This is a genomic window from Nocardioides lianchengensis (assembly GCF_900101465.1).
GTDB classification, from domain to species: Bacteria; Actinomycetota; Actinomycetes; order Propionibacteriales; family Nocardioidaceae; genus Nocardioides; species Nocardioides lianchengensis.
Window position 1 is genome coordinate 105411 of record NZ_FMZM01000008.1, and the last position, 18726, is coordinate 124136.

Below are 18726 nucleotides of genomic sequence, written 5' to 3' on the forward strand. Positions count from 1 at the left end.
CTCAGATCCCGTCGAGCGGCGCCGGGCCGCCCAGCCAGGCGAGCAGGGCGCGCGCCCCGAAGCCGGTCGGGCCGGTGGTCCACTCGAAGGACTCCGACGGGGAGTCACCGACCGAGGCCACGTCGAGGTGGGCCCACGGCACGTCGCCCACGAAGTGCTGGAGGAAGAGCGCGGCGGTGATCGCCCCGGGTCCACCGCCGGCATTGTCGGCGTCGGCGACCTTGGAGGCGATCTTGTCCTCGTAGACCGACGCGAGCGGGAAGCGCCACAGCGGCTCCCCGGCAGCGGCGCCCGCCGCCGCGACCCGCTCGGCGAGGGCGTCGCGGTTGGCGAAGAACCCGCCGACCTGCTGGCCGAGCGCGACCTTCATCGCGCCGGTCAGGGTGGCGACGTCGACGACGACCGCCGGGTCGAGGGTGGCGACGGCGTACGCGAGGGCGTCGGCCATCACGACCCGGCCCTCCGCGTCGGTGTTGGTCACCTCGGTCGTCCGGCCGCCCCAGTGCCGGACCACGTCGCCGGGGCGCAGCGCGTTGCCGGAGACGGCGTTCTCGGCCATCGGCACCAGCCCGACGACCCGGACCGGACAGTCGACCTCGGCCAGTGCGGCGAGCACCGACAGCACCACGGCGCCGCCGGTCATGTCGCGCTTCATCGTCGACATCGCCTCGCCGGGCTTGATCGACAGACCACCGGTGTCAAAGGTGATGCCCTTGCCGACCAGCACCACCATGGGCGTCCGACGGGTGGCCTTGCGCGGGGTGTAGTCGAGGCGGACCAGGCGCGGCGGCGTGGCCGAGGCCTGGCCGACCCCGACGATCCCCCCGAAGCCCTCGGCGGCGAGCCGCTGCTCGTCCCAGACCTCGTAGGCCAGGCCGGCCTCGTCCGCGACCAGGCGCGCCTGCTCGGCGAGCCAGGCCGGGCTCTTCAGGTTGGACGGCACGGTCGCGAGCTGGCGGGCCCGCCAGCCGGCACCTCCCACCGCAACGGCCCGACGCAGCACCGGCGTGTCGCCCTCCGGACGCCCGGCGACGACGATCCGTCCGACCGGCACGTGCTCGGGCGGCGTCGAGCGCCAGTGGAAGCGGAACGAGCCGAGCATGGCCCCGACCACGAACGCCTCCAGGCCCGCGTCGTCGGCGACCGCGGCCACCGAGGTGGCGACCGAGGCGCGGTCGACCGTGGCCCGCGCGAGCGCGGCCCCGGCCCGGCGCAGGTCGTCGGGCCGCTGATCGCCGACCCCGACGAGCAGCACCTGGCGCAGCTCCGCGTTCTCCGGCCCGCCCAGCGGCACGGGCAACGAGGTGACCTCGCCCGCCTTGCCGCTCGCCCGGTCCTGCTCGAGCACCGCGAGCAGGTCCAGGCCCAGCTGGTCGACCAGCTGCTCGGCGCCGGGGCCGAGCAGCGGACCGTCCCCCTCGCCGTCGGCGGGCAGCACCGGGAGGGCCACCACCTCGACGCCGAGCACGGCATGCGGGAGCACGTCGCTGAGGGCGAAGTCCGGAGGGGAGACCTGGGTCGGGAGATCAGGGCGTGCCGGTGAGGTCGTCAACCTCAGCCCACGACGTCCTTGAGTGCATCACCGAGGGCGCCGGCTTCCTCGGCGTTGAGCTCGACAACGAGGCGGCCTCCGCCTTCGAGGGGGACGCGCATGACGATGCCGCGTCCTTCCTTGGTGACCTCCAGCGGACCGTCGCCCGTCCGCGGCTTCATCGCCGCCATCCGGCACCTCTTCCTTCTGTCCAGGGGCGTTCGCGGACCAGGGGGACCCGCGACGCCGTGTGCGTCGACCATTATCCCCCATGACGGGGGTGTGCCGTGCCACAGTCCGGGTGAACCCGGGTGCGGCAGACTGCGGCCATGACCGATGCTCCCGTTCTTCTCGACATCTCAAACGGCGTCGCCACGATCACCTTGAACCGCCCCGAGGCCATGAACAGCCTCGACGTGGCCACCAAGGTGCTGCTCCGCGAGGTCGTTCAGCAGGTCGCCGACGATGACGCCGTCCGGTGCGTGGTGCTCACCGGCACCGGGCGCGCCTTCTGCACCGGCCAGGACCTCAAGGAGCACATCCAGCTGCTCCGAGGCGGTGGCAGCGACGCGCTCTTCCGCACCGTCGACGAGCACTACAACCCGATCGTGACCGCGCTCGCCGGCATGGCCAAGCCGGTCATCGCAGCGGTCAACGGCGTCGCGGCCGGGGCGGGCGCGAGCCTGGCCTTCGCCTGCGACCTCCGGCTGGTCGCCGACACCGCGGGCTTCAACCTGGCCTTCGCCAACGTCGCCCTGTCCTGCGACACCGGCGCCAGCTACCACCTGCCGCTGCTGGTGGGGCGGGCCAAGGCCCTGGAGCTGCTCTACTTCCCGCGCACCGTGAAGGCCGACGAGGCCCTCACGCTCGGCCTCGCGACGCGGGTGCTGCCCGCCGACGAGCTGGCGGCCGAGGCGCAGACGCTGGCCGCCCGGCTGGCCGCCGGGCCGACCGTGGCCCTCGGCGCGATCCGACGCTCCGTCGGGTACGCCGCGGCCCACACCTTCATCGAGGCCCTGGAGTTCGAGAGCTCGATGATGCAGAAGAGCGGGGCGACCGAGGACCACCAGCGCGCCGTGGCCGCCTTCGTGGCCAAGGAGAAGCCGGTCTTCGAGGGGCGTTAGCCGGGGTTCAGCCCCGGTTGGGGCGCTCCTCGACCGTCCGGTAGCCGCGCCAGGCGCGGAAGACGCGGAGGACCTGCTCCGGGGCGACCCGGGTCATCTGCCGCTTGCTCGGGCGGGCGCCGTACTCGACGGTGAGGGCATTGCCGCGGAACCGGTCGTTGTACCAGCCCGTCATCGTCCCGTGGCAGACGCCGCCGCAGTCGAAGGTCTTGGCCGGCAGCCGCAGCACCTGGGCCACCCGGCGGGCGAGGGGCTTGTTCTTGGTGTCCGTGTCGACGCCGTACAGCGGCTGGTGGAAGCTGAGGATGTGGTCGGGCCGCACGTCGCGGAGGAAGCCCATCATCGCCTTCGTCTCCGGCTCGGACGCGGGCCCGCGGCCCGACTCGTAGCCGCCGTCCAGGTCGGCCCAGCGGTAGGGGTAGTTGCGGTTGAGGTCGACCCCCCGGGCGTTCTTGCGGGTGCCGGCGGCGAGGCCGTCGGGGTTGTACGTCGGCACCACCCACAGGTCGAGCCGGCGGACCGGCTCACCCTTGACCAGCGCCTGCAGGATCTGGCGGGGTGCCGCCTCGTTGCCGTGCATGGTCGCGATCAGCACGACCGTCGGGACCTTCCGACCCGGCTTGCCGAGGTGGTAGGCGACGATCGGGCGGTCCTGGACCGAGCGGCCGATCACCACCTTGTCGATCACGGTGGGCTCGGCCGCCGCCGGCGGGGCCGGGGCGAACGCCACCACGAGGGCGAGCGAGGCGAGCAGGGTCCCGAGACGTCGCGTCATGCGCCGATCACACCTTCTGGAAGAGGTAGGCCCAGGTGAACACGCCCACCCCGACCACCATGCCGACATGGGCCAGGACCGACAGCCCCGGGCCCGAGGACCAGCTGTCGGTGCGCTCCTCGGCGGCGTGCCGCCCCCGGCTCGGCAGCCAGCGGACCAGGATGAGCAGGCCGGCCAGCGCGACGAGCCACCACAGCCCGACGGCGGCCAGCCCGACCAGGCTGCCGCCCAGCGGGTGGCTCTCCGGAGCGAGCAGGAACGCCACCCAGGCGACCAGCGCGAGCACGCCCGCACCGGTGTGCAGGTTCAGCAGCGCAGGCCCGACCTCGAGGCGGCCTGCGACCTCAGCACGGCGCAGGCGGAGCCGGGTGAGGACCACGACCACGGCCGCGAGACCGGTCAGGACGCCGACGACGGCGTAGGTGACTTCGGGTGACACGGCGGGCAGTCTGCCCTACGCCGGAGGCGGGGGGCCATCGACGGGCGGCGGCGACCACTCCCGCGCCGGCTCGGACGCCGGCCCCGGGATCGGCTCAGGAGCATCGTCGGCGACCACGGTGGCGGCCTCCTCGCGCTCGGCCGCGAGCCGGTCGAGCAGCGCGTCCACCTCCTGCATCCGGTAGCCGCGGAACGCCAGCGGGAACCGCACCCGGCGCAGGTCGTCGGCGCTCACCGGCCCGGCTGCGGGGACGGTCGCGTCGAGTCGGTCGTCGTACGCCTCCGCCAGGGGGGCGCCTCGGCCAGCGGCGACCATGGCCACGACGCCCATGGCGAGGACGACCAGGACCGCGAAGAGCCACATCACGGGGCGTCCTCGCCGATCGGCTCGTCCCGGGCGGCGACCATCAGCGCGACGGCCTCGTCGATGTCGTCGGTGACCAGCAGCGCGTCGAGGTCGGACTGCGAGATCCGCCCCTCGGCCAGCACGGTGCCGCGCAGCCAGTCGATCAGGCCGCCCCAGTAGTCGGTGCCGAGCAGCACGATCGGGAAGCGGGTGATCTTCTGGGTCTGGACCAGGGTCATCGCCTCGAACAGCTCGTCGAGGGTGCCGACGCCGCCCGGGAGCACGATGAAGCCCTGGGTGTACTTCACGAACATCGTCTTGCGGACGAAGAAGTAGCGGAAGTTGATGCCGACGTCGACCCAGTCGTTGAGGCCCGACTCGAAGGGCAGCTCGATGCCGAGGCCGACACTGAGCCCGTCGGCCTCGCAGGCGCCCTTGTTGGCCGCCTCCATCGCCCCCGGACCGCCGCCCGTGACCACCGCGAAGCCGGCCTCGACGAGCTTGCGGCCCGCTTCCTCCCCCGCGGCGTACGACGGGTGCTCGCGCTCGGTGCGCGCGGAGCCGAAGACGGCCACCGCCGGTCCGAGCTCGGCCAGCGTGCCGAAGCCCTCGACGAACTCGGCCTGGATGCGCAGCACCCGCCACGGGTCGGCGTGCACCCAGTCGGCCGGGCCCCGGGAGTCCAGCAGCCGCTGGTCGGTGGTCGAGAACTCGACCTGGTCGCGCCGTTGCAGGACCGGCCCCTTCCGCTTGGACCTCACCACCGGGTCACCGTCCTTCCAGCCAGGCCCGCAGGCGGGCCTCGCAGCGCTCGACGTGCTCGACCGGCACGTGCTCGTCCTGCTTGTGGGCGAACATCGGGTCGCCCGGTCCGTAGTTGACCGCGGGGATCCCGAGGGCGGTGAACCGCGCGACGTCGGTCCAGCCGAACTTGGGGTTCACCTCGCCGCCGACGGCCTCGACGAACGCCCGCGCGGCGGGCCGGTCCAGGCCCGGCAGCGCTCCGGGGGCGGTGTCGGTGAGGCGGACGTCGTACCCGGCGAAGAACTCGCGGACGAACGCCTCGGCCTCGGCCTCGCTGCGGTCGGGGGCGAAGCGGAAGTTGACCTCGACGACGCACTCGTCGGGCAGCACGTTGCCGGCCACGCCGCCGCGGATGAAGACGGCGTTGAGGCCCTCGTGGTACTCCAGCCCGTCGATGACCGGCTGGCGTGCCTCGTAGGAGTTCAGCCGGGCCAGCACCTCGGCGGCGCCGTGGATCGCGTTGACGCCGCGCCAGCTGCGCGCGGAGTGGGCGCGCTCCCCCGTGGTCCGGACCTCGACCCGGAGGGTGCCCTGGCAGCCGGCCTCGACGACGGCGTTGGACGGCTCCATCAGGATCGCGAAGTCCGCCGCCATCAGCTCGGGGTCGCTCTCCGCGAGGTGCCTGAGGCCGTTGAACTCGGCCTCGATCTCCTCGCCCTCGTAGAGGATGAAGGTGACGTCGCGAACCGGCTCGGGGACCGTGGCGGCGAGGCGCAGGATGACCGCGTCGCCGCCCTTCATGTCGCAGGTGCCGAGGCCGTGCAGGATCCCGGCCTCCTCGTCGAGGCGGCTCGGCAGGTTGTCGTTGACGGGCACCGTGTCGAGGTGGCCGGCGATCACGACCCGCTCGTCACGACCCAGGTCGGTGCGGGCGACCACCGTGTGCCCGCGTCGGGTCACCGTGAGGTGCGGGAGCGCGCGCAGGGCGGCCTCGACGGCGTCCGCGATCGCCTGCTCGTCCTTGCTGACCGACTCGAGGTCGACGAGCTGGCGGGTCAGGGTGACGGCGTCGGCGGTGAGGTCGAGGGTCGTCATGGGGCTATCCAAGCAGGCGGGCCAGCGCGGCCTGGGTCCACCTACCGGCGCAATCGCGCCGTTCCTGGGGCCGGCGAGGTGCCGGGTGGGTCGTCCCGATCACGGCGATGCGCCTGAGCGGGACTGCGCTTCCGCGTCACTAGAACCGGTTCTAGTGTGCAGCCATGCGCAACGGGATCGTGCTCTTCACCTCCGACCGCGGCATCACGCCGGCCGCCCTCGCGACGGCGGCCGAGGACCGCGGGTTCGACACGCTCTACGTGCCCGAGCACACCCACATCCCGGTCAAGCGGACCGCCGCGCACCCCGGCACCGGCGACGAGTCGCTGCCCGACGACCGCTACCTGCGCACCCTCGACCCGTGGGTGTCGCTCGCGACCGCCGCCGCGGTCACGACGCGGATCGGGCTCTCGACCGCCGTCGCGCTGCCGGTCGAGTCCGACCCGATCACCCTCGCCAAGTCGATCGCCACGCTCGACCACCTCTCCGGCGGCCGGGTCTCGATCGGCGCGGGGTTCGGCTGGAACACCGACGAGCTGGCCGACCACCACGTCCCGGCGGCGAAGCGCCGGACGGTGCTGAAGGAGTACGTCGAGGCGATGCGTGCCCTGTGGACGCAGGAGGAGGCGTCGTACGACGGGGAGTTCGTCTCCTTCGGGCCGTCCTGGGCCTACCCCAAGCCGGCCGCCCACATCCCGCTGATCATCGGCGCCGGCGGCGGGCCGAAGACGTTCCGGTGGATCGCCGAGAACGCCGACGGCTGGATGACCACCCCCACCCAGACCGACATCAGCGGCCAGATCGAGGCACTGAAGACGGCCTGGACCGAGGCCGGTCGCGACGGGATCCCCGACATCCGGGTCCTCATCGCCTTCAAGCCCGACCCGGCCGACCTCGCCGCCTGGGCCGAGGCCGGCGTGTCCGAGCTCATCTGGGGCGTCCCCGACAAGTCCCCCGACGAGGTCGTGGGCTCGCTCGACCGCCTGGCGGGACGGCTCGGCCTGGGCTGACCCCCTCCGACCTTTGGGGGTTCCTCCCTCATGCCCGGGGGGTGCCGGTCGCGGGAGCGTCGAGGGATGAGGTCGCGACCGTCGCGACCCGCCCGACTCGGAGGATTCCCCCCATGTCCCGCAACACTCCCCGCCTGATCACCGCTCCCCTGGCCCTGCTGCTGGCGACCCTGCTGCTCGTCGTCGGCCTGGCCGGCGGGGCGACGGCGGCCAAGCTGATCACCGGCAAGCAGATCAAGAACGGCACCATCACCTCGGTCGACCTGAAGAACGGCAGCGCGACCGGCGTCGACGTCAAGAACGGCAGCGTGACCGGCGTCGACGTGAAGGACGGCTCGCTGACCGGCATCGATGTGAAGGCCGGGAGCCTGGGCCCCGACCGACTGGCTCCCGCCGTCCTGAACGAGGTCCGGGTCCACGATGCCCCTGACCACAACCTCGGGACCTGCAGCGACACGGGGCTCGACGACTGTGCCGCCGTCGCCGCCACCCCGATCGGCTCCGGCACCTGGCTGGTCGTCGGAACCCTCTCGGTCGACAACTTCGACGGCCCGGCCCTCGCGCTCACCGACCGCTGCGGCCTGGTCCGCGGCGACTCGGTGCTCGCCGAGGCGCGTACACCGCTCGCCGCCAACGGGACGCCGGGCGAGACCGAGTCGCTCACCCTGCAGCAGGTCGTCGTCAGCACCGACGCCACGCCGGTCTCGATCCGTTGCACCGAGATGCCCGGAGAGAGCATCCGGGTCGGCAGCCCGACCATCACCGCGCTGCGCGTCCGCTGAGGAGGGTCCGGGTCAGCACCGGGGGTGCTGACCCGGACCTCGTCAGGCCTTCGTGACCTCGACCGTCGGCTCGGCGCCCCCACCGGCCACCACGTCGTACGACGTCGCGAGGGTCTCGCTAGTGATCAGCTGCTCATGGGTGCGGGCGGCGGCCTGGACCTCCGCCGAGCCGGCGACGGTCAGCGCGATCCGGTCCGAGACCTCGAGGCCGGCGTCGCGCCGGGCCTGCTGGACCTGGCGGATCAGGTCGCGGGCCAGGCCCTCGGCGGCCAGCTCCGGGGTGACCGCCGTGTCGAGGACGACGAAGCCGCCGCGCGGGAGCATCCCGACCGCGGTGGTCTCGTCGGCAGCACCGGCGACGGTCTCGAGGGTGTACTCGCCCTCCTCCAGCACCAGGCCACCGGCGGTGACGGTGCCGTCCTCGGCCACCGACCAGTCGCCGGACTTCGAGCCCTTGATCGCGACCTGCACCTCGCGGCCGAGGCGCGGACCCGCTGCGCGGGCGTTGACGGACAGCCGCTGCGAGACGCCGTACGACGCCGCCTCGGACGCGTCGGCCGCCAGCAGCCGGACGTCCTTCACGTTGACCTCGTCGCGGACGATGCCCTCGAACCCGGCCAGCGCGGCGGGGTCGTCGACCACCACGGTCAGGGTCGCCAGCGGCAGCCGGTTCCGGTGACCCGCGGCCTTGCGGAGCGCGGAGGTCGCCGAGCAGACGTCGCGCACCTGGTCCATGGCCGCCACCAGGGCGTCGTCGGCCGGCAGCTCGTCGGCGGACGGCCAGTCGGTCAGGTGGACCGACCGCTCGCCGGTCAGGCCGCGCCAGACCTCCTCGGTGGTGAGCGGGAGCAGCGGCGCGGTGGTGCGGCAGACGATCTCCAGCACCGTGTACAGCGTGTCGAACGCGTCCGCGCTGTCTCCCCAGAACCGGTCGCGGGAGCGCCGGATGTACCAGTTGGTCAGCACGTCGAGGAACGAGCGCGTGACGTCGCAGGCGTCGGCGACGGCGTAGTCGTCGAGCGTGGCGGTCATCTGCTCGACGTACTGGCGGGCCTTGGCGAGCAGGTAGCGGTCCAGCGGGTCCGTCGAGTCGGTGCGCGCGGCGGCGTCGTGCCCCTGACCACCGGCGGCGGCGTTGGCGTAGAGCTGGAAGAAGTACCAGCTGTTCCACAGGGGCATCAGCACCTGGCGGACCGAGTCGCGGATGCCCTGCTCGGTGACGACCAGGTTGCCGCCGCGCAGGATCGGCGAGGACATCAGGAACCAGCGCATGGCGTCGGCGCCGTCGCGGTCGAAGACCTCGCTGACGTCGGGGTAGTTGCGCAGCGACTTCGACATCTTGTTGCCGTCGGAGCCGAGCACGATGCCGTGGCTGATGCAGGCCTCGAAGGCCGGCTTGTCGAACAGCGCGGTGGCCAGGATGTGCAGCGTGTAGAACCAGCCGCGGGTCTGGCCGATGTACTCGACGATGAAGTCGCCCGGGAAGTGGCCCTTCTTCTCCGCCGTGCCGTCGAACCACTCCGCGTTCTCGAACGGGTAGTGCACCTGGGCATACGACATCGAGCCCGAGTCGAACCACACGTCGAGCACGTCGGTGACCCGCCGCATGGTCGAGCGACCGGTCGGGTCGTCCGGGTTCGGCCGGGTGAGCTCGTCGACCCACGGCCGGTGCAGGTCGCGCTTGCCGGCGGCGTTGCGCGGCAGCCGGCCGAAGTCGCGCTCGATCTCCTCGAACGAGCCGTAGACGTCCAGGCGCGGGTACGTCGGGTCGTCGCTCTTCCACACCGGCACCGGGGAGCCCCAGAACCGGTTGCGGGTGATCGACCAGTCGCGGGCGTTCTCCAGCCAGCGGCCGAACTGGCCGTCCTGGATGTGGTCGGGGACCCAGCGGATCTGCTGGTTGAGCTCCAGCATCCGCTCCTTGATCGCGGTCACCTCGACGAACCACGACGAGACGCCCTTGTAGATCAGGGGCTCGCGGCAGCGCCAGCAGTGCGGGTAGGAGTGGTCGTAGGTCTCGCGGCGCAGCAGCACGGTGCCGGGCGTGACCGAGCCGCCGGCCTCGCCACGGGTGACGGCCTTGAGGTCGTCGATGATCGGCAGGTTGGCGTCGAAGACCTGCAGGCCCTCGTAGTCGGTGACCGGGAACGTGAACCTCCCGTCCTTGCCGACCGGCATCACCGCCTCGATGCCCTCGCGGTCGGTGACCACCTTGTCGTCCTCACCGAAGGCGCCGGCGGTGTGCACGAGCCCGGTGCCGTCGGTGGTCGTGACGAACTCGGCCGCGACCACACGGAAGGCGTTCTCGTGACCCAGGTAGTAGCTGAACGGCGGCGTGTAGGTCAGCCCGACGAGATCGGCGCCGACGTGCCGCGACACGACCTCGGGCTCGTCGCCGAGCTCCCGGGCGTACGACGCCAGCCGCGCCTCGGCCAGCAGGTAGCGGGTGCCCTCGTGGACCACCACGACGTAGTCGATGTCGGCGCCGACCATGACCGCGAGGTTGCTCGGCAGGGTCCAGGGCGTGGTCGTCCAGACGAGCAGCTTGACGCCCTGCAGCGGGCCGTCGGAGGTGACGTCGTACCCGACGGTGACGGCGGGGTCCTGCCGCATCTGGTAGACGTCGTCGTCCATCCGCAGCTCGTGGTTGGACAGCGGCGTCTCGTCGTTCCAGCAGTAGGGCAGCACCCGGAAGCCCTCGTAGACGAGGCCCTTGTCGTGCAGGCCCTTGAACGCCCAGATGACCGACTCCATGTAGTCGGCGTTCATCGTGCGGTAGTCGTTGTCAAAGTCGACCCAGCGCGCCTGGCGGGTGACGTAGTCGCGCCACTCGCCGGTGTACTTCATCACCGACTCGCGGCAGGCGTCGTTGAACTTGTCGATGCCCATCTCGACGATCTCGTCGGTGGTCTTGATGCCGTTGAGGCGCATCGCCTCGAGCTCGGCGGGCAGTCCGTGGGTGTCCCAGCCGAAGCGCCGCTCGACCCGCTTGCCGCGCATGGTCTGGTAGCGCGGGACCAGGTCCTTGACGTAGCCGGTGAGCAGGTGGCCGTAGTGCGGCAGGCCGTTCGCGAACGGCGGGCCGTCGTAGAAGACGAACTCGTTGGAGCCGTCGGCGCCGGGGTCGCGCTGGTCGATGCTCGCCTGGAAGGTGCCGTCGGCGGCCCAGTAGGCCAGCACCCGCTCCTCGACGTCGGGGAAGCGCGGGCTCGACGGGACGGAGCCCGTGGCGTCGGTGGAGACCTTCGGATAGGTCATGAGCGGCATCTCCTGCGGTACGTCGGGCTCGGGCTGCTGGCCACGAGGACGACGCTCTGCTCACGCACAGTGCCGCGGTACCACCTCGCTTGCCCGTCTGCCGACGGACCGCTTCGTTCACGGCTGTGACGGGCCTACCCGTCCGGTTCTACTGACCCTCGTGTCACCGGGGGCGTTCTTCCGGAGGCTCACCGCTGATGACGGCTCGAGCGCCTGTGCACAAATCGTACGGCGGGCCCGGGTGCGGCCGCCAATCGGTTCAGGCGCGCAGGATCTGGTGCAGGTCGATCGGCACGCTCACCCCGGCCAGCTCGACCTCGGCCGTCGGGTGGTCGTCGTCGACGCGGGCGAGCAGCGACCACTCGCCGTCGGCGGGCACCGACAGAACCCGGTTGCCGTCCACCGGCCGTTGCTGGTCTGGTGGGGTGATGAGCGACCTCTGGCTGCCCGAGACCGAGGACCCCCGCACCTACGGCAACCCGCACGGCGAGAAGGCGACCTACGTCGAGTACCTCGCCAACTACCGGCTCACCCTCGGGCTGAAGTGCGACGGGCTGAGCCCGGAGCAGCTGGCCGCCCGCAGCGTGCCACCGAGCACGATGAGCCTGCTCGGGCTGGTCCGGCACCTGGCCGCGGTCGAGCACAGCTGGTTCCAGCGGGTCGCGCAGGCCACCGGTGACGACCGGCTCTACCGGACCGCCGAGGACCGCGACCACGACTTCACCGGCGCCGAGCCGACGCAGGAGTGCGTGGACGACGCCTTCGCCACCTGGCGGCGAGAGGTCGCGAAGGCCGAGGAGTGGTTCGCGGGCGTGCCCGAGGCCGACCTCGGCCGCGAGCTCTCGATGCCCGGCGACGAGGGCACCGTGAGCGTCCGCGACCTGGTGGTGCACATGATCGAGGAGTACGCCCGGCACTGCGGCCACGCCGACCTGCTGCGCGAGTGCGTCGACGGACGGACGGGTCAGTAGCCCTCTTTGCCTCGCCTTGAGGGTCGGTTCGCGTGCGGTTAGCGCGGGCCGACGCACGGTGGACCCGTACCGTCCACCGACCGAGGAGACCTCCCGTGAACACCCGCCGTACCGCCTTCGCCGCCCTCTCCCTCCCCCTCGCCCTGGCGCTCGTCGCCTGCGGGGGTGACGACGACGCGGACGACCGGGCCGAGGACCGGGCCGAGCAGGCGGCCGAGCAGACCCCGGCGTCCTCCGCGCCCGCCACGCCGTCCGACGGCGCGTCCTCGGCCCCGGCCGACGCCCCCGCCGGCGACGACAGCACCGTCCTGGCCGCGGCGGCGACCGCCGCCGGCGCCGTCCCGGGCGGGACCCTGTTCACCCTCGACCTGGAGGCCGGCGGCTGGGAGGCGGACGTCGTGGACGCCGACGCGACCAGCTTCGACCTGGCCCTCGCCGCCGACGGCTCCAGCGTGACCCGCGAGCCGGTCGAGGACCGCGACGACGCGGACGACACCGACGACCGGGCCGAGCGCGAGCAGCTGCTGGCCGACGCGACCGTCGACCCCGCGGGCGCGGTCGAGGCGGCGCGGGGCGCCGTACCGTCCGGCACGGTCACCGGGCTCGACCTCGACCTCAGCGCCGGTACGGCGGTCTGGGAGGTCCAGCTCGACGAGGACACCGCCACCGAGCAGACGGTCGTCGTCGACGCCGCCACCGGCGAGGTGCTGCGGACCGAGCAGGACGACTGACCAGGAGCGGACGGACTAGGGCTGCTCCTTCGTGAGGTGGAGCAGCCAGTCCGCGCCCGTCTGGATCAGGGCGTAGCGCCGGCTGCCGGTCTCCCCGTGCAGCACGAACAGGAACCGGCGCTCCGTCCGGTCCTCCAGCTCCCACCACCCGTGGTCGGCGATCGACTTGTGCTCGTCGGTGTACGACGCGTGGTCGAGGTCGTGGTCGTCCACGGCGACCGCGAGCCGGTCGTGCCGGACGTCGGTCGGGAGCCCCTTCGGGACCGCCCAGGACCGGAGCACGCCGTCCTCCTCCAGCCGGAGGTCGACGTGCGGCCGGGGCTTGCGGTGGTCGTGCAGGACGAAGACCGGACGCGGCATCTCCCCACTCTAGGAACCCCGTAGGGTGGACGCCCGTGACCACCGCTGCCTGGGGCTACGGCCTGACGACGTACGCCGCCGACGAGACCGTCCTCGACACCTGGTTCCCCGAGCCCGCGCTGGGCGAGAAGCCCGCCGACGCCGCGCCGCCGAAGGACCTGGTCGCGCTCGAGGGCACCGACACCGTCCGGCGGGTCGAGCGCCAGGTGACGCTGGTGGAGATCGCCGACCTGGCCGCCGCCCCGGCCTCGACCGAGGACGCCTGGCTGCGCCTGCACCTGCTCAGCACCCGGCTCGTCCAGCCGCACGGCCTCTCGCTCGACGGCGTCTTCGGCCTGCTCACCAACGTCGTGTGGACCTCCGCCGGCCCGTGCGCGGTCGAGGGCTTCGAGCTCACCCGCGCCCGGCTGCGCGCGGCCGGGCAGCACGTCACGGTCTTCGGCGTCGACAAGTTCCCGCGGATGGTCGACTACGTCGTCCCCTCCGGCGTGCGCATCGGTGACGCCGACCGGGTCCGCCTCGGCGCCCACCTGGCCGCCGGCACCACCGTCATGCACGAGGGCTTCGTGAACTTCAACGCCGGCACGCTCGGCACCTCGATGGTCGAGGGCCGGATCTCCGGCGGCGTCGTGGTCGGGGACGGCTCCGACGTCGGCGGCGGCGCCTCGATCATGGGCACCCTCTCGGGCGGCGGGAAGCAGGTCATCTCGATCGGCGAGCGCTGCCTGCTCGGCGCCAACTCCGGGCTCGGCATCTCGCTCGGCGACGACTGCGTGGTCGAGGCCGGCACCTATGTGACCGCCGGCACCAAGGTCACCATCACGGACCTGGACGGCAAGCCCCAGGTCGTCAAGGCGCTGGAGCTGTCGGGTGCGAGCAACGTGCTCTTCCGCCGCAACTCGGTGACGGGCGCGATCGAGGCCGTCCCGTGGAAGTCCGAGGGCGTCGCCCTCAACGCTGCCCTCCACGCCAACTGAGCACCAGAGCTGAGAGCCCGCTGAGAGGATTTCACCCCGTCCGGACACTGGCACCATGCCAGGTCTAGGGAAGGTGCGGACGGGGGTGGCGCTGCTCGGCGTCGCCGCGCTGGGGGCCGTCGCCATCACCGTCGGGATCGACCGGCTCCGCGACATCAGCCCCTTCGCCCCGCCGGAGCAGTGCACCGCGACGGTCGACGGCACCACCGTCACCCTGGACCCCGAGCAGGCCGAGAACGCCGCGCTCATCACCGCGATCGCGGTGAGCCGGGGGCTGCCCGCGCGAGCCGCGACGATCGCGCTGGCCACGGCGTACCAGGAGTCCAAGATCGTCAACCTCGAGTACGGCGACGCCGACTCCCTCGGACTCTTCCAGCAGCGGCCGTCGCAGGGCTGGGGCACCGAGGAGGAGGTCCTCGACCCGGTCTACGCGACCAACGCCTTCTACGACGCCCTGGAGAAGGTCGACGGCTATCGCTCGATGGAGGTCACGGTCGCCGCGCAGACCGTCCAGCGCTCGGCCTTCCCCGACGCGTACGCCGACCACGAGGCCGACGCGCGGGTGCTCGCGTCGGCCCTGACCGGCAACTCCCCCGCCGCCTTCACCTGCCGGGTCGAGGGCGACGCCGCCGCGGCCCCGGACGGGCTGAGCGACAGCGGCCTGGTCCGCCGCGCGGACGTCGTACGGCGTGAGGCGCTGGCCGTCTTCGGTGACCTGTCCCTGGGCGGCTTCGAGCCGGGCGGGGTGTCGACCGGGCACATGGAGGGCTCCGCCCACTACGAGGGTCGTGCCGTCGACATCTTCTTCCGGCCGGTCAACGACACCACGAACGTCCGGGGCTGGGCGGTGGCGCACTACCTCGTCGCCCAGGCCGAGCGGCTGGATATCCAGACGGTCATCTTCGACGCCAAGATCTGGAGCGCACGCCGGTCCGACGACGGCTGGCGTGACTACGACGCACCGGACCGCGCCGGCGACCCGGCGATCCTGGAGCACCGCGACCACGTGCACGTGGACGTCTTCGATTGATCCGGTCCAGACCGGCGTTCATGGAGGTTCTCCACAGGGAAATCCAAAGAGCAGCGCCCCGGCTGCCGATGGCGTTCCATAGAAGAACCCACCCCCACACTCCGGAGGACACGCTGATGTGTACTCACACCCCGAGCTGCCCGACCACCGATGCCGCCGACCGCTGCAGCGCCCACGTCGTGGCCGACCGCATGGACCAGGGCTGGTGCCGGCTGTGCAACGGCATCGTGCTGTTCGACGACGGTCACTACCTGACGCCCGACGGCCACGACCTGACGCTTCCGGTCTCCGCCTGAGCCCTCCCGGCCGCCCCGGCCCTACCGAGCGAGCCGGGCGACCGCCGCGTCGACGCGCTCGTCGGTGGCGGTGAACGCCACCCGCACGTGGCGTGCGCCCGCGGTCCCGTAGAACGAGCCCGGCGCGACCAGGATGCCCTGCCCGGCCAGCGCGGCGACGGTGGTCCAGCAGTCCTCGTCGCGCGTGGACCAGAGGTAGAGCGACGCCTCGGAGTGGTCGACCCGGAAGCCGGCGCCCTCGAGCGCCGCGCGCAGCCGGGCGCGGCGGGCGGCGTACCGGCCGTGCTGCTCCAGCGCGTGGTCGTCGTCGTCGAGCGCGGCCTTCATCGCGACCTGCTGGGGGCCGGGCATCTGCAGGCCGAGGTTCTTGCGTACGGCGAGCAGCTCCCCGACCAGCGTCGGGTCGCCGGCCACGAAGGCACAGCGGTAGCCCGCGAGGTTGGAGCGCTTGGAGAGCGAGTGGACCGCGAGGATGCCGTCGTGCGAGCCGCCACTGATGTCGGGGTGCAGGACCGAGACCGGGGACGCCTCCCAGGCGCACTCCAGGTAGCACTCGTCGGAGACCAGGATCGTGCCGCGCTCGCGGCACCAGTCGACGACCTTGCGCAGGTGCTCCGGCGGCAGGACCCGACCGGTGGGGTTCGAGGGCGAGTTCAGCCACAGCAGGGCCGGGACCTCGGGGCCGAACGACGTCAGCGAGTCGGTCGCGACGGCCCGGGCACCGGCCAGCGCCGCCCCGACCTCGTAGGTCGGGTAGGCCAGCTCGGGGTAGGCGATCAGGTCGCCCGGACCGATCCCGAGGTGGACGGCCATCGAGCCGATCAGCTCCTTGGAGCCGATCACGGGGAGCACCCGGTCGAGGCCCAGGCCCGTCACGCCGTGCCGGCGCTCCAGCCAGTCGATGCAGGCCTGGCGCAGGTCGGCGCGACCGATGGTGACGGGGTAGCCGGGACTGTCGGCCGCCTCACGCAGGGCGTGCTGCGCGACCTCGGGGGTCGGGTCGACGGGCGTCCCGACCGAGAGGTCGACGACCCCGTCGGGGTGCGCACGGGCCTGCTCGGCGTACGCCGTCAGGTGGTCCCACGGGAAGTCGGGGAGCCGTGCGGAGACGGCCCCCCGCTGCATCCGGGTCAGTGGTCCTGGTTCTGCGGCGGGAGCGCAGCGATCATCGGGTGGTCGTGGTCGATCTCGCCCATCTTGGCGGCGCCGCCCGGGGAGCCCAGGTCGTCGAAGAACTTCACGTTGGCGTCGTAGTAGTCCTTGTTCTCCTCCGGGACGTCGTCCTCGTAGAAGATCGCCTCGACGGGGCAGACCGGCTCGCAGGCGCCGCAGTCGACGCACTCGTCCGGGTGGATGTACAGCATCCGCTTGCCCTCGTAGATGCAGTCGACGGGGCACTCGTCGACGCAGGCACGGTCCTTGACATCGACACAGGGCTGAGAGATGACGTACGTCACCGGGTCCTCCTGAAATGCTGGTGGGAGCAACTGCTCGACCCCAGCCTAGTATCCCGGGGGTGCAGAACGATGATCGACGTCAGCATGTGACCAAGCACATGCTTGGTCCGCACGTCGTGGGCCAGCGGATCGTGGTCCGGCGACTCGTCCGCGGGGAGACGGGACCGACCGGAGGACCGGCGTTCACCGACCTGCTCGGCACCTGCACCGCCTGGGGACCGACCACCTGCACGGTGCTGCCGGAGGGCGGCGCCCCGGTCGAGATCCCCCTCGCGGACGTCGTCTCCGGCAAGCCGGTTCCGCCCCGCCCGTCAGTCCGCCACCGGGCGTCGCCCCGGGAGGCCCAGGTCCGGTCGATGGCCCTGTGGACCGACCTCGAGACCGAGCCCCTGGGCGCCTGGGTGCTGCGACACTCCCCCGGCGAGACCGCCCGCCGGGCCAACTCCGTGCTGGCCTTCGAGCCGTCCGGGGCCGACGGCGACTACGAGCGGGTCCTTGAGTGGTACGCCGGGCGCACCGGCCGGCCGATCGCCGCCGTACTCCCGGACTCGCCGGAGGACGCGCTCTTCCGCGGCCACGGCTGGGGCCCGGAGAGCGGTGACGCCGACACGGTCTTCCAGGTCACCGGGGTGGCCCGGGCCTCGCGGTCCCTGGCGGGCGTGGACGTCGAGGCCGTCGAGGTGATCGGGGACGGCGCCCACGCGGTCGCCAGGATCGGCGACCGCGCGTCGGGCGTCGCCTCCGTCGACCGCGACTGGGTCGGCTTCCGGGCCATCGCCGTCGCGCCCGAGCACCGGCGCCGCGGGCTGGGCCTGCAGGTGATGGCCGCGCTGCTGGAGTGGGGCGCCGAGCAGGGCGCGACGACGGCGTACCTGCAGGTGCTGGGTGACAACGCCCCCGCCCTCGCGCTGTACGACGGGCTCGGGTTCACCGAGCACCACCGCTACCGCTACCTGGCGCCCTCGCGCTGAGCGGCCCTCACGGGCAGGGGTCGAGGGCCGGGTCGGCCGGCCCGGGGTGGCTGAGCGCGTCGACGGTCCAGGCGATCGAGGCCCGGCTGGTGGGGATCAGCACGTGCTCGGAGAGGTCCAGCGGGCAGGCGTCCTGGACGGTCAGGTTGGTGACCTGCGGACCGGCCGCGAGGTGGCCCGAGGTGTGCGGGACGACGACCTCGTCGTACCGGGTGGTGACCTGGGTGTAGCTCACGTCGCCGGGGGTCTCGTCGCCCGCGTTCAGCGCGGTGAGGAACGGGGAGCCGGCGGCCTGCTGGTCGCAGGCGACGCAGAACGGCACCGACCAGCCCTGCGGGACGAGGGTGGTGCCGTGGTTGGACGGCGCCAGGCCGACCAGGTCGTCGACGACCGCGGCGCCGCCGAGGTTCTTGATGAAGTAGCGCGGCATCATCCCGCCCTGCGAGTGGCCGACGAGCGAGACCCGGGCCGCGCCGGTGGCGGCGAGCACGCGGTCGACGTACCGCTTCAGCTCGGCGGCGGAAGCCGCGACGTCGCCGGTGCCGCGGTTGCCGTAGTCGAGGGAGAAGACGCACCAGCCGCGGCCCGCGAGCGTGGCGGAGAGCGGCTCCAGCAGGTGCTGTCGGTCGCCGAAGGTGCCGTGCACGAGCACGACCGGCACCGGGTGGGCGGCACTCGGCCGACAGGACCAGTCGTTGGCGCCCGGCGGGTCCACGGCGAACGGCGGCAGCGTGGGCGCCGCCTGGGCGGGGCCGGCCACGGGGGCGAGCAGGGTCAGGAACAGGCCCGAGAGGGCGGCGATGAGCACTCGACGCATACCGGCCCAACGA

22 protein-coding genes are annotated in these 18726 nt (G+C 72.6%); 9 read left to right on the forward strand and 13 right to left on the reverse strand.

Annotation, left to right across the window (positions count from 1 at the left end; genetic code table 11):
• Position 1: 1 nt before the first annotated feature.
• Positions 2 to 1483: a leucyl aminopeptidase family protein gene (locus tag BLT76_RS15380; RefSeq protein ID WP_244509425.1), complete on the reverse strand. Its 1482-nt coding sequence runs from the start codon at positions 1481 to 1483 to the stop codon at positions 2 to 4.
• A gap of 71 nt (positions 1484 to 1554) precedes the next feature.
• The gene (locus tag BLT76_RS15385) at positions 1555 to 1722 is read right to left on the reverse strand and encodes a DUF3117 domain-containing protein (protein ID WP_082574674.1); all 168 of its coding nucleotides are present in this window, start codon (positions 1720 to 1722) and stop codon (positions 1555 to 1557) included.
• A gap of 138 nt (positions 1723 to 1860) precedes the next feature.
• Here BLT76_RS15385 and BLT76_RS15390 point away from each other — a divergent pair, with 138 nt between their 5' ends.
• Entirely contained in the window at positions 1861 to 2655 is a 795-nt protein-coding gene (locus BLT76_RS15390; protein ID WP_090857879.1) for an enoyl-CoA hydratase/isomerase family protein, read from the forward strand.
• 7 nt (positions 2656 to 2662) lie between these two features.
• Here the strand turns inward: BLT76_RS15390 and BLT76_RS15395 are convergent, their stop codons facing one another.
• Genes BLT76_RS15395 through dapE form a run of 5 tightly spaced genes read right to left on the reverse strand, consistent with a single transcriptional unit; the run spans position 2663 to position 6053 of the window.
• Positions 2663 to 3430: a M14 family zinc carboxypeptidase gene (locus BLT76_RS15395; RefSeq protein ID WP_170867084.1), complete on the reverse strand. Its 768-nt coding sequence runs from the start codon at positions 3428 to 3430 to the stop codon at positions 2663 to 2665.
• A gap of 7 nt (positions 3431 to 3437) precedes the next feature.
• Entirely contained in the window at positions 3438 to 3869 is a 432-nt protein-coding gene (locus BLT76_RS15400; protein WP_090857883.1) for a hypothetical protein, read from the reverse strand.
• A gap of 15 nt (positions 3870 to 3884) precedes the next feature.
• Complete coding sequence (locus BLT76_RS15405; RefSeq protein WP_090857885.1) at positions 3885 to 4232, reverse strand: DivIVA domain-containing protein; 348 nt, start codon at positions 4230 to 4232, stop codon at positions 3885 to 3887.
• Positions 4232 to 4978 carry an LOG family protein gene (locus BLT76_RS15410; protein ID WP_090857888.1) on the reverse strand — a complete coding sequence of 249 codons (747 nt, stop codon included), beginning with the start codon at positions 4976 to 4978 and terminating at the stop codon, positions 4232 to 4234. Before BLT76_RS15410 ends, BLT76_RS15405 begins: the two co-directional genes overlap by 1 nt.
• A 4-nt stretch (positions 4979 to 4982) precedes the next feature.
• Positions 4983 to 6053, reverse strand: coding sequence for a succinyl-diaminopimelate desuccinylase (dapE, locus tag BLT76_RS15415; protein WP_090857892.1), 1071 nt, complete (start codon positions 6051 to 6053; stop codon positions 4983 to 4985).
• A gap of 164 nt (positions 6054 to 6217) precedes the next feature.
• Here dapE and BLT76_RS15420 point away from each other — a divergent pair, with 164 nt between their 5' ends.
• Entirely contained in the window at positions 6218 to 7063 is an 846-nt protein-coding gene (locus tag BLT76_RS15420) for an LLM class F420-dependent oxidoreductase (RefSeq protein WP_090857895.1), read from the forward strand.
• A gap of 113 nt (positions 7064 to 7176) precedes the next feature.
• Positions 7177 to 7845, forward strand: coding sequence for a hypothetical protein (locus tag BLT76_RS15425; protein WP_090857899.1), 669 nt, complete (start codon positions 7177 to 7179; stop codon positions 7843 to 7845).
• Positions 7846 to 7887: 42 nt separating this feature from the next.
• Here BLT76_RS15425 and ileS read toward each other — a convergent pair whose 3' ends face one another.
• Positions 7888 to 11103: an isoleucine--tRNA ligase gene (gene ileS / locus BLT76_RS15430; RefSeq protein WP_090858415.1), complete on the reverse strand. Its 3216-nt coding sequence runs from the start codon at positions 11101 to 11103 to the stop codon at positions 7888 to 7890.
• Positions 11104 to 11362: 259 nt separating this feature from the next.
• Positions 11363 to 11506 (reverse strand): hypothetical protein, encoded by a 144-nt coding sequence (locus BLT76_RS25750; protein ID WP_170867085.1) that lies wholly within the window; start codon positions 11504 to 11506, stop codon positions 11363 to 11365.
• 25 nt (positions 11507 to 11531) lie between these two features.
• On the opposite strand from BLT76_RS25750, the gene BLT76_RS15435 reads away from it, so the two are divergent.
• Complete coding sequence (locus tag BLT76_RS15435) at positions 11532 to 12074, forward strand: DinB family protein (protein ID WP_090857902.1); 543 nt, start codon at positions 11532 to 11534, stop codon at positions 12072 to 12074.
• 95 nt (positions 12075 to 12169) lie between these two features.
• Entirely contained in the window at positions 12170 to 12805 is a 636-nt protein-coding gene (locus BLT76_RS15440) for a PepSY domain-containing protein (RefSeq protein WP_090857905.1), read from the forward strand.
• Positions 12806 to 12820: 15 nt separating this feature from the next.
• On the opposite strand, the gene BLT76_RS15445 is transcribed toward BLT76_RS15440, so the two are convergent.
• Positions 12821 to 13165, reverse strand: a complete 345-nt coding sequence (locus BLT76_RS15445; RefSeq protein WP_090857908.1) for a DNA polymerase ligase N-terminal domain-containing protein — start codon at positions 13163 to 13165, stop codon at positions 12821 to 12823.
• Positions 13166 to 13200: 35 nt separating this feature from the next.
• Here BLT76_RS15445 and dapD point away from each other — a divergent pair, with 35 nt between their 5' ends.
• From dapD to BLT76_RS15460, 3 genes are all read left to right on the forward strand, one after another.
• The gene (gene dapD / locus BLT76_RS15450; RefSeq protein ID WP_090857911.1) at positions 13201 to 14142 is read left to right on the forward strand and encodes a 2,3,4,5-tetrahydropyridine-2,6-dicarboxylate N-succinyltransferase; all 942 of its coding nucleotides are present in this window, start codon (positions 13201 to 13203) and stop codon (positions 14140 to 14142) included.
• 55 nt (positions 14143 to 14197) lie between these two features.
• Positions 14198 to 15172, forward strand: a complete 975-nt coding sequence (locus BLT76_RS15455) for a VldE C-terminal domain-containing protein (RefSeq protein WP_090857915.1) — start codon at positions 14198 to 14200, stop codon at positions 15170 to 15172.
• A gap of 116 nt (positions 15173 to 15288) precedes the next feature.
• The gene (locus tag BLT76_RS15460) at positions 15289 to 15468 is read left to right on the forward strand and encodes a DUF5999 family protein (RefSeq protein WP_090857918.1); all 180 of its coding nucleotides are present in this window, start codon (positions 15289 to 15291) and stop codon (positions 15466 to 15468) included.
• 21 nt (positions 15469 to 15489) lie between these two features.
• On the opposite strand, the gene dapC is transcribed toward BLT76_RS15460, so the two are convergent.
• On the reverse strand, positions 15490 to 16593 hold the full coding sequence (gene dapC / locus BLT76_RS15465; protein ID WP_090857921.1) for a succinyldiaminopimelate transaminase: 1104 nt from the start codon (positions 16591 to 16593) through the stop codon (positions 15490 to 15492).
• A 5-nt stretch (positions 16594 to 16598) separates the two neighbouring features.
• Positions 16599 to 16925: a ferredoxin gene (gene fdxA, locus BLT76_RS15470; RefSeq protein WP_090857924.1), complete on the reverse strand. Its 327-nt coding sequence runs from the start codon at positions 16923 to 16925 to the stop codon at positions 16599 to 16601.
• 98 nt (positions 16926 to 17023) lie between these two features.
• On the opposite strand from fdxA, the gene BLT76_RS15475 reads away from it, so the two are divergent.
• Complete coding sequence (locus tag BLT76_RS15475; protein WP_211752989.1) at positions 17024 to 17896, forward strand: GNAT family N-acetyltransferase; 873 nt, start codon at positions 17024 to 17026, stop codon at positions 17894 to 17896.
• A gap of 7 nt (positions 17897 to 17903) precedes the next feature.
• On the opposite strand, the gene BLT76_RS15480 is transcribed toward BLT76_RS15475, so the two are convergent.
• Complete coding sequence (locus BLT76_RS15480) at positions 17904 to 18713, reverse strand: esterase/lipase family protein (RefSeq protein ID WP_090857930.1); 810 nt, start codon at positions 18711 to 18713, stop codon at positions 17904 to 17906.
• Positions 18714 to 18726 lie beyond the last annotated feature (13 nt).

Bases quoted from the DNA above. Each gene is read 5' to 3' on its own strand.
- BLT76_RS15435 (WP_090857902.1), top strand. From the start codon at position 11,532: ATGAGCGACCTCTGGCTGCCCGAGACCGAGGACCCCCGCACCTACGGC.
- BLT76_RS15420 (WP_090857895.1), top strand. From the start codon at position 6,218: ATGCGCAACGGGATCGTGCTCTTCACCTCCGACCGCGGCATCACGCCG.
- BLT76_RS15475 (WP_211752989.1), top strand. From the start codon at position 17,024: ATGCTTGGTCCGCACGTCGTGGGCCAGCGGATCGTGGTCCGGCGACTC.
- dapC (WP_090857921.1), bottom strand. From the start codon at position 16,593: ATGCAGCGGGGGGCCGTCTCCGCACGGCTCCCCGACTTCCCGTGGGAC.
- BLT76_RS15405 (WP_090857885.1), bottom strand. From the start codon at position 4,232: ATGTGGCTCTTCGCGGTCCTGGTCGTCCTCGCCATGGGCGTCGTGGCC.
- BLT76_RS15385 (WP_082574674.1), bottom strand. From the start codon at position 1,722: ATGGCGGCGATGAAGCCGCGGACGGGCGACGGTCCGCTGGAGGTCACC.
- BLT76_RS15390 (WP_090857879.1), top strand. From the start codon at position 1,861: ATGACCGATGCTCCCGTTCTTCTCGACATCTCAAACGGCGTCGCCACG.
- dapE (WP_090857892.1), bottom strand. From the start codon at position 6,053: ATGACGACCCTCGACCTCACCGCCGACGCCGTCACCCTGACCCGCCAG.
- BLT76_RS15445 (WP_090857908.1), bottom strand. From the start codon at position 13,165: ATGCCGCGTCCGGTCTTCGTCCTGCACGACCACCGCAAGCCCCGGCCG.
- BLT76_RS15460 (WP_090857918.1), top strand. From the start codon at position 15,289: ATGTGTACTCACACCCCGAGCTGCCCGACCACCGATGCCGCCGACCGC.
- ileS (WP_090858415.1), bottom strand. From the start codon at position 11,103: ATGACCTATCCGAAGGTCTCCACCGACGCCACGGGCTCCGTCCCGTCG.
- BLT76_RS15395 (WP_170867084.1), bottom strand. From the start codon at position 3,430: ATGACGCGACGTCTCGGGACCCTGCTCGCCTCGCTCGCCCTCGTGGTG.
- BLT76_RS15480 (WP_090857930.1), bottom strand. From the start codon at position 18,713: ATGCGTCGAGTGCTCATCGCCGCCCTCTCGGGCCTGTTCCTGACCCTG.
- BLT76_RS15455 (WP_090857915.1), top strand. From the start codon at position 14,198: ATGCCAGGTCTAGGGAAGGTGCGGACGGGGGTGGCGCTGCTCGGCGTC.
- BLT76_RS15425 (WP_090857899.1), top strand. From the start codon at position 7,177: ATGTCCCGCAACACTCCCCGCCTGATCACCGCTCCCCTGGCCCTGCTG.